This window comes from Oleiphilus sp. HI0079, assembly GCF_001635105.1.
The window spans coordinates 1-361 of sequence record NZ_LWFT01000466.1 but is presented as its reverse complement, the minus strand read 5'-3'; the positions used below and the strand labels follow the sequence as shown (position 1 = coordinate 361).

The 361-nt window shown below is 46.5% G+C and carries 1 protein-coding gene; it reads left to right on the top strand.

Annotated elements, in window-relative coordinates:
- Positions 1 to 361, top strand: a 361-nt coding sequence (locus tag A3750_RS06150) for an amino acid ABC transporter ATP-binding protein (RefSeq protein WP_156498444.1), incomplete at both ends; no start/stop codon positions are given.

The window sequence follows — 361 nt, the reverse complement described above, 5'->3', positions numbered from 1 at the left end:
CAATCTGGGTGCAAAAGAAACCGAAAGAAGAAGCAGAAGAGACCGCAATGAAGTATCTTCATCGGGTGAAGATTCCTGACCAAGCAAATAAATTCCCCGGTCAACTTTCTGGTGGTCAGCAGCAGCGTGTAGCGATCGCACGCTCATTGTGTATGAACCCCCAAATCATGCTGTTTGACGAGCCTACTTCAGCTCTTGATCCTGAGATGATTAAGGAAGTACTTGATGTTATGGTTGAGCTTGCTGAAGAGGGAATGACCATGCTCTGTGTGACGCATGAGATGGGATTTGCCAAGAAAGTGGCTGATAGAGTGATCTTTATGGACGGAGGAGAGATTGTTGAACAGAACACCCCAGATGT